Source organism: Pseudogracilibacillus sp. SO10305 (assembly GCF_037072005.1).
Taxonomy (GTDB): Bacteria; Bacillota; Bacilli; order Bacillales; family Amphibacillaceae; genus Pseudogracilibacillus; species Pseudogracilibacillus intestinigallinarum.
In genome coordinates this window covers 1-18,881 of the sequence record NZ_JAXHDE010000009.1, presented here as the reverse complement: position 1 = coordinate 18,881, position 18,881 = coordinate 1, and the positions used below count along the sequence as shown (strand labels likewise).

Here is an 18,881-nt window from a genome sequence, read left to right as displayed (position 1 = left end):
GTTCATGAAATTTATTGATAATAAAGGTATAACAGATCCAATGATTAATTTGGCCTTGGAAGAGTATGTGTTACAAAATTTTGGGGAAAAAGATACATTTTTATTATTTTATATAAATGCACCGTCGATTATAATTGGAAAAAACCAAAATACATTAGAAGAAGTAAATACAGATTATGTCGAGGAAAATAATATTAAAGTCGTTCGACGTCTATCTGGAGGTGGTGCTGTTTATCATGATGAAGGGAATTTAAATTATAGTTTCATTACGAAAGACGATGGGGATAGTTTCCACAACTTCGCTAAATTTACGGAACCGATTGTGAAAGCATTGAATAGTGTAGGAGTTCCAGCAGAATTAATTGGTAGAAATGATTTATTAATAGAGGGGAAGAAATTTTCAGGTAATGCACAATTTTTAACGAGAGGTCGCATGTTCAGTCATGGAACATTAATGTTTGATTCGGAAATTGAACATGTTGTCAGTGCCTTAAATGTAAGTAAGGAAAAAATTGAATCGAAAGGAATTAAATCGATTCGAAGCCGAGTGACAAATATTATCGACCATTTAGAGGAAAGAATTACAATGGAGCAATTTAAAGAATTAATATTATGTTCTATTTTTGGTGTGGATGATGTGGCAAATGTACCACGTTATGATTTAACAGAAGCCGATTGGGAAAGCGTATATAAAATATCAGAAGAACGTTATCAAAAATGGGAATGGAACTATGGTCGATCCCCAGCATACAATGTAAAAGCACGTCATAAATTCCCATCTGGTTTATTAGATGTTCGTTTAAACGTTAAAAAAGGGATTATTGAAAATTGTAAAATATATGGAGATTTCTTTGGAATTGGAAATGTGGCAGATGTTGAACAACAACTAATCGGCGTGAGACATGATAAACAGGCAGTAACAGAAGCATTATCAACGATAGATATCCCACATTATTTAGGGAAAATAACAGTGGAAGATTTTGTAGAGTTAGTTTATTAAAGTTTTAAAAAGATAATATATGGTAAAAATGATGAAAAATGAAAATTACATTTTTCATCATTTTTTATGTCAAAATAATATGTTTTATTCTTTAAAATGGAGCAAAATGTCATTTTGCTTATAAAACAATCACAAAAAATGACTTTTTTCTAAATGAACCGTAATACTTAATTGAAAATTCAGATAATAGGACTTGTTTTTTAAAAAAGTTCTGCTATATTACTGAATAAGCCCTATTTTTTGTTTAGAAAGGAGAAAAAGAAAAGTGTATAATAAGAAGAAAGAACTATATGAAATTACCCCGTTTACAATGGCTGTTTTAAGAAGTAAAGATGAAATAGGCAACTACACAACTTACATATTAGAAGAAGAACGTGATTGCCTCGTTTACGAATCTCCAATAAAAATCATTGACCATGCTTGCAAATATTTCGGTAGTTCATTAAAAGGTCGTTTAGAAGGTACGCGAGATATTAGTAATATTACACATAAAGCACCAATTGCTATTGACCCAATGAGTGGTATTTATTTTTTCCCTACAGCGTCACCTTCAAATGAAAATTGCTCTTGGTTGTCACATTCACATATTAAAGAAATCGTAAGGAAAGAATATAATCGCTCGGAAATTATTTTCCATAATGGGGAGCGTGTCGTTTTGGAAGTATCGTATGGTTCTATGATCAATCAATTAAATCGGACAGCACAGTTTCGTTATTCATTGGAAAATCGAATGAATAATGAACCACAACCTTTTTAAAGAATTTTACTGCATCTTTTGCTGAACAAAATTGATATTTTCATGTAAAATAGAAGGAGACATAGGAATAAAAATTGGATTAAAATAGGGCGAACAAGATTTGCTTTCACGGGAGTCGGATGATTTGTACATTTGGTCAATTTTTACAATGGAAAACGCAAATGAATTATTAGAAAAAGCAATAGAGTTGTTAGATAAATATGAAAAATTAGGTCCTTTACCAGGTATATTACTACCATTCATTGAAGCATTTTTGCCATTTTTACCTTTAATTGCATTTGTGATGGCAAATAGTGTTGCATACGGTTTATTAAAAGGTTTTTTATATTCGTGGATTGGTTCAGCAGTTGGTTCGATTGCGGTTTTTTTACTGATTCGTATTTTTAGTAAAAAGAAGCTTTTCCAAAAGCTAAAGGCGAATAAACAAGTATCATATGTTACGGAATGGGTGGACCGTCATGGATTTGGACCATTATTTATTTTGCTCTGTTTTCCATTTTCACCGTCTTCTGTCATTAATGTTGTAGCTGCATTGTCCAATGTTAGTAAACAACAATTTATTCTTGCGGTTTTATTAGGAAAATCTGTCATGATTTTCTCTATTGCATATGTCGGATCTAGCTTACGGGAGTTTGCTGAAAGTCCCGTGAAAACAATTATTGTTACGATTTGTATCGGATTGTTTTGGATAGTTGGAAAACAAATTGAAAATATGATGTTAAAACGTAAAAACAAATAATGTATGGGAGGATGTCACTTATGTCATTAACGATGCTTATCGGGCGATCGGGTACGAATAAAAGTGCTTATATTTTACATCAAATAAAAGAAACTTTACAACAAAATCCAGAAGGAAAGCCAATTTATTATATCGTACCAGAGCAGATGACGTTCCAAGAAGAATATACATTATTACAAGATGATAATATAAAAGGCAGTATTCGAGCGCAAGTCGTGAATTTTTCACGTCTTGCTTTTCGTGTTTTACAAGAAACTGGTGGTAGTACGAAACAATTTATTACTTCGACTGGAACGCAAATGATGTTACGAAAAATTATTGAGGACCGTACAGAACAATTTTTAATGTTTCAAAAAGCGGTTGATAAACATGGGTTTATTCAAGAGTTAGAAGGAATGATTACGGAATTAAAACGACATTGTATTACACCAGAAATGTTATATGAGCAAATAGCGTTTACAACACAAAATGAAGCATTAACAAATAAACTAACAGATATTCATTTTATTTATGCACAGTTACAAGCATTGTTGCAACAAAAATATATCGATGGTGAAGACCGTTTACAAATGTTAGCAGATAAAATTGAGCAAACTCCATCTTTACGTGGTGCACGAATTTATATAAATGGTTTCTTCCGCTTTTCACCAAAAGAATTAGAAATTATTCGTCAATTATTGCATGTGTGTGATGAAGTAACGATTGCCTTAACCGTCGATGAGGGATCCATTCATGAACAAATAGATGAACTAGATTTATTTTATCAAACGGTAGAAACATATCATCATCTATCACAATTAGCTCAAGAAGAATCTATAAAAATGAATGCTCCGATTGTGTTATCTCATGAACAGGGGATTTTTCAAAAGCGTCCATATATGTATCATTTGGAACAATGTTTTGATGACCGCCCTGCACCAGCATTGCACGTAGAAGAAGAAAGCCCAATTCGTCTGCGTGAAGCGGTGCATCCTCGAGCAGAAGTAGAAGGTATGATACAAGAGATTCTTCGTCTTGTCCGTGATGAAAAATACCGTTACCGTGATATCGTTATTTTTCACCGGGAATCAGATACATACAATGATTTAATTCAAACATTATTTACAGATTTTAATATACCTTTCTTCATTGATGAAAAACGAACGATGTTAAATCATCCATTTATTGAATTTATTCGTTCTTTATTTGATGTTGTACAAACGAATTGGCGTTATGATGCGATATTTCGTCTTTTAAAGACTGGGTTCATTGAGCCGACAGATGAAGAATATCCATTAACAGAAGATGCGATTGATCAGTTAGAAAATTATTGTTTAGAATATGGGATACGACAAAAGAGACAATGGACCCAAGAAAAACCATGGGAATATCGTCGTTTTTATGGCATGGATAAGGCTAAAAAAACAGATAAAGATATACAATTCCAAATTGAAATTAACGCATATCGCAATCAAGTTGTGCAAGCATTATTTAGCTTTGATGATGCAATTCGCCGTGCAGAAACAATTGAAGAAAAATGTACAGAAATCTACGCGTTATTAGAGAAATTGCAAATTCCGACACAGTTAGAACGTGCTAGAGAGGCTTTTGACTTAGAAGGCAAAATTGAAAAAGGTCGGGAAGAAGAGCAAGTTTGGAATGGTTTTATGCAATTATTGGACGAGTTTGTCGAATTAGTCGGAAATGAAAAAATGGATGTATCGAGTTTTCATAGAGTGTTAGAAGCTGGAATTGAGTCTTTAGAATTTGCTCATGTTCCACCGACGATGGACCATATTATCGTTGGGTCGATTGACCATTCACGTATGGAAGATAAAAAATGCGCTTTTCTTTTAGGTGTAAATGAAGGTGTATGGCCGATGAAACCAGCTGTAGACGGAATGATCAATGAACAAGAGCGTGAGTTTTTAAAACAGTTTGGTATGAAATTAGCTGAGAGTAATCGTCGTGTTTTATTAGATGATACGTTTTATATGTATTTAGCATGTACAAAAGCGACCGATTATTTATCATTAAGTTATGTCATTGCAGATAGTGATGGAAAAACTAAAACACCATCACCACTTATCGAGCGTATGAAACAGTTCTTTCCGTCTATTCAAACAGAATTATTAATGGAACCAGATGAACTATCAGATGCGAAGAGATTTATTACGACGAAAGAAATGACGCGTGCCCCTTTAACGGTACAATTGTCACGTTACTTACGTGGCTACTCCATGCAAGATACATGGTGGAATGTTTTAAATTGGTATATTCGAAATGAAGAGAAACATAGTGTGACATATAATGTGTTACAAAGTTTATATTATGAAAATAAGCCGAAACCATTAGCGAAGAAAACAGTTCAAAAATTATACGATAAAAATGTTCATACGAGTGTCTCGCGATTAGAAATGATGTATCGCTGTTCTTACCAACATTTTATACAATATAGTTTAGATGTTTCTGAACGTCGTACATATAAACTAGAAGCACCGGATATCGGGCAACTGTTCCATGAAGCATTAAAAACGATTACGGAATGGGTGCAACGAGAAGGAAAGGACTTCGGGAAAATAACGCGAGAAGAAGCAGAACGGTATGCAGATGAGTCTATTCATCATTTGGCGCCATTATTGCAACATCAGATTTTAACAAGTTCGAATCGTTATAAATATATGACTCAAAAATTACGCGATGTCGTTGCAAGGGCAACATATATTTTAAGTGAACAAGCTCGAGCGAGTGGTTTTTCACCTGTCGGGGTAGAATTAGCATTTGGGGAAAGACAACAATTAGCGCCATTAACGATTCCGCTTTCTAATGGCTACACATTACAATTACGTGGCCGAATTGATAGGGTAGATCAAGCTAAAATAAACGAACAATTATATTTACGAATTATTGATTATAAATCAAGTGATCGAAAGCTAGACTTATTCGATGTATATTATGGATTGGCATTACAGATGCTGACTTATTTACATGTCGTGTTATCACAGGCTGAACAATGGTTAGGAATGAAAGCTTCCCCTGGTGGTGTTTTATATTTCCATGTTCATGATGCGATGTTACAAACAGAAGGAAATTTAGAGGATGAAAAAATTGCAGATGAGCTGTTTAAGCAATACAAGATGAAAGGGTATGTATCGAATAATGATGCGGTCGCACGGGAAATGGACCAATTTACATCAACTGGTTGGAGTGACATTATTCCAGTTGGTTTTAAGAAAGATGGTCTATATTCAAAATCAAGTGTTGCGAATGAAGAAACCTTTACACTACTGCAGTCTCATATCTATTCATTGATTCGTGATGCAGGTATTCGCATTACATCTGGAGAAGTTTTGTTAAATCCATACGAACATAAAAATCAGCATGCATGTACATTTTGTTCGTTCAAATCCATTTGTCAGTTTGATCCAATTTTAAAAGAAAACAATTTCCGTACGTTGACACCGATGCACGACGAGGAAATTATCTTACAGATGCAACAAAATGAAAAGGAGGAATAAAATGGTTACTTGGACGAAAGAACAACAAGCGGCAATCGATCGTAAAGGTTCTAATATTCTTGTTGCTGCTGCAGCTGGATCGGGGAAAACGGCTGTATTAGTAGAACGGATTATTCAAAAATTGATCGATGAAACAGATCCATTACATATCGATGAAATTTTAGTTGCGACATTTACGAATGCAGCTGCAGAAGAGATGCGTAATCGTATTGGAGCTGCCTTAGAAAAAACGATTGCAGGGGATCCGACCTCATACCATTTAAAAAAACAATTATCGTTGTTACAACGTGCATCTATTTCGACATTACACTCCTTTTGTACGCAAATTGTTCGTCAATATGCATATATGATTGACGTGGATCCATCCTTTCGAATTGCAGATGAGATGGAAATGGAATTAATTAAGCAAGAAGTTATAGAAGAAATGTTTGAAGAAGCATATGGACAAAATACCGAAGAGGTGGATGCATTTTATCGTGTTATCGATATGTTCTCTAGTGATCGTAGTGACATTGAGGTAGAACAACTTATTTTAAAATTGTATACTTTTGCCATGCAACATCCACAACCAGAAAAATGGCTTCGAGCTGTTTGTGCGACATATGATGTGGCGACAGATATCGACGAAAATTCAATAACTTGGTTACAAATTTTGAAAGAAGAAGTGATGGAAACAGCACAATCATTCATGAAAGAAGCGGAGCGGGCACTCCAAATTGCACGCGAAAGTGATGGACCATACACGTATGTTGATGCTTTAGAGAGCGATATTACCTTCTTTCAACAAGTAATTGAAAAATGTCTTAGTTGGGATGAAGTACAGTCTTTTGCCCAGTCTGAAACATTTGCTAATTTATCAAGGAAAAAAATGGAATGCAACGAGGACAAAAAAGCACTTGTACAAGCAATACGCAAAAAATATCGGGAAGCATGGAATGACTTAAAGAAAGAATGGTTTAATCGAAATTTAGCAGGACATATGGAAGATATGAGGCGATTATATCCAGCAATGGAGGAGCTTGTCTCTCTTGTTCTACAATTTAGTGAACGATTTACGGCAATAAAAAAAGAAAAAGCAATTGTTGATTTCTCAGATTTAGAGCATTTTTGTTTAGCGATTTTAACCGAAAAAATGGATGGAACAAATGTCGTTCCATCGGATGTAGCATTGCAGTTCCAAAAGCAATTTAAAGAAGTGCTCGTAGATGAATATCAAGACATTAACCTTGTACAAGAAACGATATTACGTGTCGTAAGTGATGAAGAAAATGGTGGAAACATGTTTATGGTAGGCGATGTAAAGCAAAGTATTTATCGTTTTCGTCATGCGGAACCTACGTTGTTTATCGATAAATATAAAAAATATGAGGAAGATGAAACGGCTGGATTACGTATAGATTTAGCGAAAAACTTCCGAAGTCGAGAAGAAGTATTAACGAGTACAAACTTTGTTTTTAAACAAATTTTAGATGAATCTTTAGGAGAAATTGAATATGATGATAAAGCTTCTTTAGTGTATGGAAATTTGTCATATGAAGAAGTTCCTTTAAAAGAAGCGGAAACAGAATTGCTCATTGTTGATCGTGGAACATCAGAAGAACGACAACATGAGGGAGAAAATGTAGAAGATTTAGAAGCTTGGCGACTAGAAGCAAGATTGTATGCGGAAAAGATTAAAACGTGGATTGGTAAAAAAGATAGTGAACCGTTTGAAGTAGTAGATAAAAAGACGAACCAAAAGCGTCCAATTCAGTATCGAGATATTGTTATATTACTACGTTCCTTAACGAATGCTCCGATTATTGTGGACGAATTTAAGAAACAAGGTATTCCTGTTCACGCGGAGCTAAAAGCTGGGTATTTTGAAGCGATTGAAATTCAAATTATGGTCAATATGTTAAAAATAATTGATAATCCTTATCAAGATATCCCACTTGTATCTATATTACGTTCCCCGATTGTTGGATTAGAGGAAGATGAGTTAACGACGATACGGTTAGAAAATCAAAAAGGAACATATTTTGATTCGTTACAAACATATAGTAAAAAGTCAGATGAATTAAGTAAACGAGTGCGACAGTTTTTACAGTTGTTAGAAGCACTTCGGGTGTATGCGAAAGAAAACGGCCTATCCGATTTGATTTGGCATATTTTTGGAGTGACAGGTTATTACGATTTTGTCGGTGGTATACCGGGTGGAAGGCAACGACAAGCTAATTTACGTGCATTATATGATCGAGCAAAGTCATATGAGGCTACATCTTTCCGTGGGTTATTCCGTTTTTTACGTTTTATTGAAAGAATGGAAGAACAAAATAAAGATTTAGGGGAAGCTCGTGCATTAAGTGAGCAAGAAGATGTTGTTCGTATCATGACCATTCATAAGAGTAAAGGGTTAGAATTTCCTGTCGTCATTGTTGGAGGGATGGATACACAATTTAATTTAAGTGATATCCGTTATAAATATATTTTAGATAAAGACTATGGATTTGCAACGAAGTTTATTGATCCAGTGAAGCGAATTACATATCCGACATTGTATTATATTGCATTAAAAGAAGCTTCACGTCGTAAGTTATTAGCAGAACAAATGCGTGTTTTATATGTTGCGATGACTAGAGCAAAGGAAAAATTAGTACTCATAGGTAATGTTGCATCATTTGAGAAAAAGGCACAAAAGTGGAGTAATGTTGTAGAACAACCTGAATGGATTTTACCGAATCAGTTACGCAAAAAGGCGATGTCTTATTTAGATTGGGTTGCACCGGCGGTTATTCGTCATGAACATGGTGCCGCTTTGCGTGGGGAAGAAATGGTCGTTAATGAAGACTTTGATATGTTTAAAGATAAATCTAAGTGGGATGTCCAAATAATTGATGCGAATGAATTATTAAATATGGAAGAAACAGAAGTCGTTTCCGTGGAGACATTAAAAGAAGCTATTCAACAGTGGAAGGAAATACCGAATGTTGCATCCCTTTTTGCTGAAGACGTCGAAGATAAATTGACGTTTACATATGCACATGAAGAGGCGGCAATGCACCGTGCGAAGCAAAGTGTGTCAGAAATTAAACGTCGCCAAGAAACAGCTGATATGTATAGTGATCAAAGGTTATTACAACCATTCAGGGCACCATTAGTGAAACGACCGAATTTTTTACAGAAAGAAGAAACATTAACGAGAGCTGAGATTGGAACTGCGATGCATACAGTGTTGCAACATATTCCGTTTACGAAGCAGCTGACACGGGATGAAATTGCATCATTTATCGATGACCTTGTCCATGAAGAAAAATTAACCGAAGAAGAAGCAAATGTCATTTCAATTGAAATGATCGAGCAATTTTTCCAGACAAAAATTGCAGAAACGATGATTGAAAACGAAGCGACATTACAACGAGAAGTTCCATTTACTTATGCATTGCAAGCCTCAGAAGTGTATCCAGATTGGAAAAGTGAACAAGAAGAACAAGTCATGTTGCAAGGGGTTGTAGATTGTATCATTCGGACACCGGAAGGACTTATTATATTAGACTATAAAACAGACACTATCACCGATGAAGAAGTAACGGAACAAACGATTTCGATGTTAAAGAACCGTTACAAAACTCAAGTATTATTATATGAACGGGCAATTAGCGATATTTTACAAGAAGAGATAAAGGCGAGTTATTTATATTTCTTTGATCGCCAACTACTGATTCATGTAAAAGATGATGAAATTAATCGTGTTTTCAATTGATAGAACCGTAGTTTTTCGTTTACAATATATTATAGATAGTTCATAAAGGTGGAATAGCAAATGAATTTAAAAACTGTCGTTGTAACTGGAGCAAGTAGTGGAATTGGAAAGGCCATTGCAACAAAATTTGTGCAAGAAGGTTTTCAAGTTGTACTTGCGGCACGATCGTTTGAAACATTACAACAGTTAGAAAAAGTGTTGAATGACCAAGGACCAGGAAAAGCTTTAGCAATTGAAACGGATGTAAGTAATCCAAACAGTGTGAAACAAATGATTCAAAAGGCAATGGAGGCCTTTGGTGATATCGATATACTCGTCAATAATGCGGGACTTATGTTAAGTGCAAAAGTAACAGACGGAAATGTGGAAGCTTGGGAAGATATGATTGATGTGAATGTGAAAGGAATATTATACACAACGCAAGAAGTCATAAATAGTATGGTCGCTCGGAAACAAGGACATATTATTAATTTATCTTCTGTATCTGGACAAGAAGTGACAAAAAATAGTACGGTATATAGTGCAACAAAATTTGCTGTTCGTGCAATCACTGTTGGTTTAGAAAAAGAACTTGCACATAGTGGGGTACGTGTAACGAATATTTCCCCTGGAATGGTGGAAACGAGGTTGATTGATGGATATGAATTAAAACGTAAGCCATTAGAGCCGTCGGACATAGCGAACGCAATCTATTATGCTATATCCCAACCATCTTATGTGAATGTAAATGAAATAACTGTTCGACCAGTATAAAAAATAAGAAATGGTAGGAAATTGATTTTTTTTCTCGACCGATACTGGTATAATAATATACATTGTTCAACAATTCACGATTGAATGTACGTATATGAATAAAAAATTGCTATATGTCAAAACAATAAATGGAAGGTGGAGTAATAAATGAATAGCAAACCAAAAATTGTAGTGCTTGGAGCAGGTTATGCAGGATTAAAAACTACAAAAGAATTAACAAAACTGTTCACACCAGAAGAAGCAGATATCATTTTAGTAAACAAACATAATTATCATTATGAGTCAACATGGTTACACGAGGTGGCAGCAGGAACGATAAATCCTAACCAGGCGCGTTTTATGATTAGTGATGTCATTAATCCTAACCGTGTACGTTTAATTTATGATTTAGTAGAAAAAGTTGATACGGAAAACCAACGTGTTGTATTAGAAAATGGCGAACTTACATATGATTATTTAGTATTCGCTTTAGGTTTCGAAACGAACACATTTGGTATTAAAGGAATGGCTGAAAATGCATTTTCGATTGTTGATATTGAATCAAGCCGTTTAATCCGTGAACATATTGAATTAAAATTTGCTCAATATAATAATAATCCAGAAAGCAAAGAGTCTGACTTAACGATTTTAGTTGGAGGAGCTGGATTTACTGGAATCGAGTTTGTTGGTGAGCTTGCAGAGCGTGTACCTCAATTATGCAAGAAATATGATATCGATCGCCGCAAAGTACGTATCATTAATGTGGAAGCAATGCCGTCTATTTTACCGATGTTCGATAAAGATTTAGTAGAATATGCGAAGAAATCATTAGCAGATCGTGGAGTAGAATTCCGCTTAGGTACAGCGATTAACGAATGTACAGAAGATAGCTTTATCGTTGGTGACGATAACGAAGAAATTAAAGCTGGAACAATTGTATGGACTGGCGGAGTAACTGGAAGTTCTGTTTTAGGAGAATCTGGATTCGAATTAACACGTGGAAAAGTGACAGTAAATAGTGATTTACGTGCACCAGGTTTTGACAATGTGTTCGTATTAGGAGACTGTGCTTGGGTAATGGATGAAGAGGCTGGTCGCCCATTCCCACCAACTGCACAAGCAGCTATGCAACATGCAGATATATGTGCTAGAAACGTAAAATCTTTAGTGCATGGTGGTCCATTAGAAGATTTCGTATTCCATGACCGTGGAACAGTTGCATCATTAGGCGTAACGGACGGTATCGGTAGTGTGTTTGATGGAAAACCTTTAAAAGGAAAAGCAGCTGCAGCTATGAAAAAAGTAGTTGACAACCGTTCTGTTTTCTTATTAGGTGGAACAAAAACTTTACTTAAAAAAGGTAAGTTTCGTCCGTTTTAATTTTTGAAAGAACATAGGAGGAATGTAAAAATGAAAAATTTCTTTAACGTACTCGCTGTTGTGTTCGCATCTTTAATTGGTTATGCAATCGCATCAAGATTTATGGAAGAAACAAGAGATTTCAGATAAATAGAAATGTAAAAAACTGCTACAGTCGATTTGGACGATAGCAGTTTTTTCTTTTTCTTTATCTTTTTCTTGTTCGCATAAATGTGTGTTTAGTTGTTGTAGTCGGGAGAAAGGCAAGAAGTGTTAAATAAATAGCGATAAATAGAAGTGGCAATGTTATGATAGGTGGAAAAACACCTAAAAACGATAAAAAATTAACGATAATGAGTATGATACAACAACATAAAAGGAGAAGTGGCACAATTTGTTTCATTTAAACATCGCCCCCTATGAACAATGTATGTCATGATTCATAGGATATGTGTACATAATTTTCCATCACGTAGCAATAAATAATTTTAGGTTACTGTGGTAAAAGGCGGTGCTATGTATTGTTAAATCATGCCATTACAAAACCTATCTTTCATCAATATCGTTAGTCATGAAAGATGGTAAGCTTTTAAAAAAACGTTCAATTTTTGTAATGGGGGCTTTTTTTTGTATATGATATTGACCTAATAATGCATCAAAAGCTTTTTCTCCATCAGTAAAAGATACTGCTTCTAATTCTAACTCATAGTCCACGATTCCATTATAATGACTTTCATCTAAAACATATTCAAGTTCATTTTCAGTAAATGTACGGCGGAAAGTTGTTAAATATCCGTGGTATATTAAATCTTCAAGACGGACTTGTAATGCCGTTAGTTGGTCTTTTAATTGGCCAGTTGCAACAGGCTTTCCATCGATCCAATTCATAAATGTATCACTATTAATTCGTTCGTGTGTTTCTAATATGCCTTGTTCATGTGGCTGCTTTAATGTAATGACATACTCATCATACTTTTTACGAATACGAATGGCACTACCTTGTTTTTTCAATGCAAAATCATTCGTTTCAAAATAATAATTTGTTTGCTCAATCGCATTCGCTGAAAAAGGGAGAGCATTCAATAATGTGTCAAATGCAGTCTTTTCTAACACCGTTTTAAATTCTATTTCAATTTCCTGGGTCATGTTGTCACCTTCCATCTTATACTTATATGTATTATGACAAAAATATTAGGCAATGAAAAGAATTACATAGAAATGATAGGTTAGATAGAAATAGTATGATAATATAGAATTGACAATTATTTGAACTTGACACTGAAGGGGGCTACGCTCATGAAGTTTGCAATTGTATCTCGTGGAGACGAACGTTCTAATAAAATTACAGCAAAAATGAAACAATATTTAATCGATTTTGATTTAACGTATAATGAAGAATCACCTGATTTAGTCATCTCAATTGGTGGAGACGGAACCTTTTTAGAGGCATTTCGTCGTTACGTAGATAAACTTGAGACGACAGCGTTTTTAGGCGTACATACAGGACATTTAGGGTTCTATACTGACTGGACATCAGAAGAAATTGAAAAATTAGTAATTGAAATAGCAAAAACACCATTCCATGTCGTGGAATATCCATTATTAGAAGTGATTATTCGATTTGAAGGCGAAGAAAAACCACATCGTATTTTAGCATTAAATGAAACGACGATTAAAACAGTGGAAGGTTCCGTTGTGTTTGATGTTCAAATTCGTGGGGAACATTTTGAAACGTTTAGAGGGGATGGACTATGTATTTCAACCCCATCTGGAAGTACGGCATATAATAAAGCATTGGGAGGAGCAATTTTACACCCGTCATTAGAAGCGATTCAAGTGGCAGAAATTGCGTCGATTAACAATCGAGTGTTCCGAACAATTGGTTCACCACTTATTTTGCCGAAGCACCATACCATTTTATTGAAACCATTACAAAAAAATAGTTTCATTATTGCAATTGATCATTTAACAGAGTCATACTCAAATGTACGATCGATTCAATGTCGTGTAGCAAAAGAGCGTGTGCGCTTTGTTCGTTATCGTCCATTCCCGTTCTGGAATCGTGTGCGTGATTCATTCGTTACGGAAATTAAAACATTTGATTAGGATGAATTAGCTTGAAATGGGAAATTGAAAAACAATACGATGGCATATTATTACGTACTTATTTAGAAGAAGTTGTTACACTTTCGACTAGGCTTATAAAACGTGCGAAAAGAGGTAAAATATTAGTAAATGGCTCCTTAGAAACTGTACGATATGTATTATGCCAAGGAGATGTAGTGGAGATTATTTTACCAGTCGAAAAAAGCGAAACGATGGTAGCAGAAAAAATACCATTACAAATTTTATATGAAGATGATGACATCATAGTTTTATGTAAGGAAGCCGGTATGCCAACAATCCCTTCTAAAATCCATCCAACTAATACCATTGCGAATGGATTGTTGTATTATTATAAACAACAAGGGATAGATGCAACGGTCCATATCGTAACAAGGCTTGATAAAGATACGTCTGGTCTCGTGTTAGTTGCAAAACATGCCTATAGTCATTCACAACTGGCAATATTACAACGAAAAAATGCTATATCTCGTACATATGTAGCGGTAGTTTCGGGTAGGCTAAAACAAGTATCAGGTAGTATTAATGCACCTATCGGGAGAAAAGAAACATCGTTAATGGAAAGAGTGGTAACTGAAAAAGGGCAATATGCGGTGACACATTTTGAATTAATGAAACAATTTGATTCATATACTTTCGTAAAAGCACAATTAGAAACAGGGAGAACACATCAAATAAGGGTGCATTTTTCTCATATAGGCCATCCGTTACTCGGCGATGATCTATATGGTGGTAATCGTGATTTAATAAAGAGACAAGCATTACACTGTGATGAAATTAGCTTTATTCATCCTACTACGAAAGAGGAAATGCAATTTAAAATTGATTTTCCAAATGATATAGGGAAACTTTATGAAAAAAGTGTTTGACAAATTATATGCATATGTTACGATTATATTTGGAATTTAACATTGTAAATATCTATCCTCGTTAGGTGAGGCTCCTATATGGATGTAAGCTGCTACCCAGAAATGTCGAGAGACACCAATGGGTTAACAGAGACTATCGACATAAGGTAGTATCTAATGCAGTGGGAAAAATCCAAGCCATATAGTGCTAAAACTCCACGATGGAGGCTTCGTTCGTTATTTTGTGTTTTTATAGATGAAATAATTTACAGAACACCTTCTTCGTATAGGTGTTCTTTCGTTTTTTCGAACAAAATCACAAAATAATGTATAACTGTTGTCATTCACCTAACTTAATATTATGCAGAAAGTTGGTGACGAACATGGTAGATATACAAGAAAAAGCTGAATTACATGCGGAGGAGTTATTACAACTACTCCAAGCTGAAGAAACAGCTGATTTCAGAGATTTATTTTTAGAACTACACCCATATGAACAAGCGATGTTCTATCGTGAACAAGAGAAGGACAATCGAATGAGGGTGTATCATTTCCTATCGCCAAAAGAAATGGCGGAAATTATGGAATATATCGAGCTAGAAGAGACGGAGAAATTTATTACAGAAATGGATCCGCAATTTGCGACAATGGTTATTGCAGAACTAGCTGCAGATGATGCGGTAGACATTTTAAAGGAATTAACGAAAGATGAAGTCGCAAGCTTTTTAGCGATTATGGAAAAACAGCCTGCTGAAGAAATTAAAGCACTTCTTCATTATGAAGAAAAAACAGCGGGAAGTATTATGACGACAGAATATATTGCTTTTATAAAAACTCAAACCGTCAAAGAAACGATGAAAGAAATGAAAGTGAAAGCACCAGATGCGGAAACAATTTATTATACGTATGTTTTAGATGAGAGTAAGCGTCTTGCGGGTGTCGTTTCACTAAGAGATTTAATCGTTGCAGATGAAAATGAATTATTAGAAAATGTCATGAACGAAAATGTTGTATCTGTAAAAGTTGGTCGAGACCAAGAAGAAATTGCGCGGATGATGCGTGATTATGACTTCCTAGCTGTACCAGTTGTCGATTTTCAAAATCATTTACTAGGAATTATTACAGTAGACGATATTTTAGACGTTATGGATGAAGAAGCGAGTGACGACTATTCTAAGTTTGCGGCAGTTGTCGATATTGATACGAAAGATTCCTCGCCAACACAAGCGGCAAAAATGCGTTTACCTTGGCTCATTATTTTACTATTCTTAGGGATGGTTACAGCAAGTTTGATTGACAGTTTTGAAGAAACACTTGAAGCAGTTCCTGTTGTAGCAATTTTTATTCCGTTAATTGCAGGGATGGCAGGGAATGCCGGAACACAATCTTTAGCAGTTGCAGTTCGTGGATTAGCTGTTGGAACGTACGGCAAAGATAATAAATTGAAACTTCTATTACGGGAAATGACGACAGGACTGCTCGTTGGTGGAACATGTGGAATTATTATTATCGGAGTTATTTACGTATGGAAAGGCAATCTTTTTCTTGGATTGTTAGTAGGGATCGCCATTTTAGCAACCTTAACAGTTGCAACTATTTCAGGTGCACTTATTCCATTAATTATGGAAAAATTTAATATTGACCCAGCAGTTGCTTCTGGTCCATTTATTACGACATTAAATGACGTAACATCTGTGATCATTTATTTTGGAATGGCAACTGCATTTATGGGAATGTTAGTTTCGTAACAAAAAGCTGAAAAGTGTCAAACACTTTTCAGCTTTTTTCGGCTCAAAAACTGTGTTAGAGGAGGAAATATTCATGAACTTACGACCAGGACATATGTAGAGTCATTTAAATTATTTATGCACTAAAAGTGTGTGGGCACATATAATGGTTTTACAAAGAAATGAGATGGAGGTTTTGAAAGTGAAAAAACCATTTATGTATATTGAACAACCAGAAATACCTTTCTCCAAACGACCGATGCAAGAGACGTTTTATTTAGGAGAAAAGGAAAGCAAAAATAATGAAACATGGAATTTTCCAACATTACTCGGAAATATCACATACGAATTGACAGTACAAGATGAAAAAATTCGTGGAGAAATAATAGAAAAAAAAGAAACGGAGTTAATTATCTTAGATGAATATAATGCGAAAAGAAATATTTCTAAAGATAAATTGGAACATGTGCAAATTATTCAAATCTAAAAAGAAGGGACGGGACGTAAAGTTTCCTTCACAATTCCTTAACGTCCCAGGTCCCTACATGTTAAGAACAAGCATTAATTGCTGGTAAACAAGTGATATGACAGAAGCATTTAGCATCGATTGTCATACAAATTCCTGTTGCACGTAAATGTTTCGTTTGTTGATCTGCAGGATCTTTCGGATGGAAATTATTATCTCCTGGATCTCTTAATAATTCAATGACTGCACAGCAATCGTTTGTGACACTTTTGACTCGGAAAAAGTAACTAGAAACAATTTTACTAATATTACGAGGATGTGCACCATATCCTTTAAATGGTTTACAGCCACTATCACAATATAAAATGAAAGGGACTGTATCTAAATTATTACGTACCTCTGTATCCCCTAATAAATCATTAATTGATTTTTCACAACTAGTATCACAATGGAATTCTGTAATATCCTTTTGGGCACGGGCAATTTCTTTTAATACGTTACAAACGCAACTTCCAGTATGCATTTCTTTTCCACAACTCATATTTATTCTCCTTTCTTCCTTGCTATAGGTGTTCGATATTACTTTATGTAAAGGAGTGTTCATTGTGTAGGCATACAACTATGCATCTGTGTAATTGTATTTATCTAAATATTCTGATATCATGTTTAGAACATAAAATTATCGGGTATAAAAAAATAGAGGAGGATAAGAAGATGGGCTACATCATTCCATACACACATTATACGTATCAGCAATATGCAAGAAGAATGGAAAAGAGTAAGGATAGTCCACATCATGTGTATCGCTCGTATAAAGCTGTTTTTCATGAAATAAAAGAAGACTATCCGTATGATCGGCATAAACATATATATAAATTAAAGAAGAAAAGGAAACTTCACGTAAAAAAACGCTCTTTAAATGTAAATGAAGCAGAGCGTTTCTTGTTAACTGGAAAAGGTGGCATATTAAATGAATTCGTATAATTAAAAAGTGTAAAGGATAAACTTCATTCCTTTACACTTTTTTCATGTAATCTTTATGTTTTATTTTATGATATGGGAGGAGAAATAAAGGTTGGCCAGGAACAAATTCAGCATAAAAAACATCTTTAATTTTGCCTATTTGATGTTGTTGATCTAATGATCGTTGTAATTGTTCCTCTGTCATATCGATTTCCTTTAAATTGTCATAAATAATCTCACCATCCATAATTACCGGTGTCGCAACAAATGTTTGTTGTAATGGTAATTGTAAATCTTGTTTTGTTGGAGATTCATATTCGGCTTTTCTTAGGACAGATAGCTCTCCATTCGTTTCTAATATCGCATAATACACTTCTTGTAAGGAGAAGATATCTTTCATACGCAGCAACTGTAATACTTCATTTAAATCCATTTTATTCTTTCTTAATTCTTCATAAACTAAATTTCCTTCATGAATCAAAATAGCAGGTTTACCTTCCAATAAAAAGCGTGAACGTTTAAATTTTTGTGTTACCATTTCTATGGAGTATAAAATAACACCCCATAATAAAATAACAAATCCAATATCTAATAGCCCTGTTTTCTTATCGAATAGCGCGTTACCGACTAATTCACCGAGGACGATAGCTGCAATAAAATCGAATGCGGTTAATTGGGAGATTTGTGTTTTTCCAAGCACTCTTGTTAAAACGTATAAAGCAAAAATACCGAATATTGTTTCATAAAACATCGGCCACATATTGTCCATGTTTAAACCCTCATTTCAAAATCGATATGTTTATTGTTGCTCAAATGATGGAGAATATACATAGAAAAAAGTCGATAGACCGACATCGTTTTTGATTAATATTATATAAAAATACCCTTTTTATTTTAAATGAAAATAAAAAGGGTGATTGTTTTATA

At 34.6% G+C, this 18,881-nt stretch carries 15 protein-coding genes and 1 riboswitch; of the genes, 12 read left to right on the top strand and 3 right to left on the bottom strand.

Annotated elements, in window-relative coordinates; all coding sequences use genetic code 11:
• The first annotated feature begins 4 nt into the window (after positions 1–4).
• From SPD45_RS08450 to SPD45_RS08420, 7 genes are all read left to right on the top strand, one after another.
• Positions 5–1,000 carry a lipoate--protein ligase gene (locus tag SPD45_RS08450; RefSeq protein ID WP_336267311.1) on the top strand — a complete coding sequence of 332 codons (996 nt, stop codon included), beginning with the start codon at positions 5–7 and terminating at the stop codon, positions 998–1,000.
• A 265-nt stretch (positions 1,001–1,265) separates the two neighbouring features.
• Entirely contained in the window at positions 1,266–1,757 is a 492-nt protein-coding gene (locus SPD45_RS08445; protein ID WP_336267310.1) for a competence protein ComK, read from the top strand.
• A gap of 148 nt (positions 1,758–1,905) precedes the next feature.
• Positions 1,906–2,496, top strand: coding sequence for a TVP38/TMEM64 family protein (locus SPD45_RS08440; RefSeq protein ID WP_336267402.1), 591 nt, complete (start codon positions 1,906–1,908; stop codon positions 2,494–2,496).
• A gap of 20 nt (positions 2,497–2,516) precedes the next feature.
• The gene (addB, locus tag SPD45_RS08435) at positions 2,517–5,993 is read left to right on the top strand and encodes a helicase-exonuclease AddAB subunit AddB (protein ID WP_336267309.1); all 3,477 of its coding nucleotides are present in this window, start codon (positions 2,517–2,519) and stop codon (positions 5,991–5,993) included.
• Between the two features lies 1 nt (position 5,994).
• Positions 5,995–9,735: a helicase-exonuclease AddAB subunit AddA gene (addA, locus tag SPD45_RS08430; RefSeq protein WP_336267308.1), complete on the top strand. Its 3,741-nt coding sequence runs from the start codon at positions 5,995–5,997 to the stop codon at positions 9,733–9,735.
• Between the two features lie 60 nt (positions 9,736–9,795).
• Positions 9,796–10,488: an SDR family oxidoreductase gene (locus SPD45_RS08425; RefSeq protein WP_336267307.1), complete on the top strand. Its 693-nt coding sequence runs from the start codon at positions 9,796–9,798 to the stop codon at positions 10,486–10,488.
• 147 nt (positions 10,489–10,635) lie between these two features.
• Positions 10,636–11,847, top strand: coding sequence for an NAD(P)/FAD-dependent oxidoreductase (locus tag SPD45_RS08420; protein WP_336267306.1), 1,212 nt, complete (start codon positions 10,636–10,638; stop codon positions 11,845–11,847).
• A gap of 525 nt (positions 11,848–12,372) precedes the next feature.
• Here SPD45_RS08420 and SPD45_RS08415 read toward each other — a convergent pair.
• Positions 12,373–12,972, bottom strand: coding sequence for a CYTH domain-containing protein (locus SPD45_RS08415; RefSeq protein ID WP_336267305.1), 600 nt, complete (start codon positions 12,970–12,972; stop codon positions 12,373–12,375).
• A 150-nt stretch (positions 12,973–13,122) separates the two neighbouring features.
• On the opposite strand from SPD45_RS08415, the gene SPD45_RS08410 reads away from it, so the two are divergent.
• From SPD45_RS08410 to SPD45_RS08395, 4 genes are all read left to right on the top strand, one after another.
• Positions 13,123–13,932: an NAD kinase gene (locus SPD45_RS08410; protein ID WP_336267304.1), complete on the top strand. Its 810-nt coding sequence runs from the start codon at positions 13,123–13,125 to the stop codon at positions 13,930–13,932.
• 11 nt (positions 13,933–13,943) lie between these two features.
• A complete protein-coding gene (locus tag SPD45_RS08405; RefSeq protein WP_336267303.1) occupies positions 13,944–14,819 on the top strand; it encodes an RluA family pseudouridine synthase in 876 nt (291 codons plus the stop codon).
• A 50-nt stretch (positions 14,820–14,869) separates the two neighbouring features.
• A riboswitch (M-box (ykoK) riboswitch) is annotated at positions 14,870–15,032 on the top strand.
• 149 nt (positions 15,033–15,181) lie between these two features.
• Positions 15,182–16,546 carry a magnesium transporter gene (gene mgtE / locus SPD45_RS08400; protein ID WP_336267302.1) on the top strand — a complete coding sequence of 455 codons (1,365 nt, stop codon included), beginning with the start codon at positions 15,182–15,184 and terminating at the stop codon, positions 16,544–16,546.
• A 181-nt stretch (positions 16,547–16,727) separates the two neighbouring features.
• Positions 16,728–17,012: a hypothetical protein gene (locus SPD45_RS08395; RefSeq protein ID WP_336267301.1), complete on the top strand. Its 285-nt coding sequence runs from the start codon at positions 16,728–16,730 to the stop codon at positions 17,010–17,012.
• A 61-nt stretch (positions 17,013–17,073) separates the two neighbouring features.
• Here the strand turns inward: SPD45_RS08395 and SPD45_RS08390 are convergent, their stop codons facing one another.
• Positions 17,074–17,532, bottom strand: coding sequence for a CotY/CotZ family spore coat protein (locus tag SPD45_RS08390; protein WP_336267300.1), 459 nt, complete (start codon positions 17,530–17,532; stop codon positions 17,074–17,076).
• Between the two features lie 173 nt (positions 17,533–17,705).
• Between SPD45_RS08390 and SPD45_RS08385 the strand changes: the two genes are divergently transcribed.
• Complete coding sequence (locus tag SPD45_RS08385; protein WP_336267299.1) at positions 17,706–17,975, top strand: hypothetical protein; 270 nt, start codon at positions 17,706–17,708, stop codon at positions 17,973–17,975.
• A gap of 31 nt (positions 17,976–18,006) precedes the next feature.
• Here the strand turns inward: SPD45_RS08385 and SPD45_RS08380 are convergent, their stop codons facing one another.
• Positions 18,007–18,723: a DUF421 domain-containing protein gene (locus tag SPD45_RS08380; protein WP_336267298.1), complete on the bottom strand. Its 717-nt coding sequence runs from the start codon at positions 18,721–18,723 to the stop codon at positions 18,007–18,009.
• Positions 18,724–18,881 lie beyond the last annotated feature (158 nt).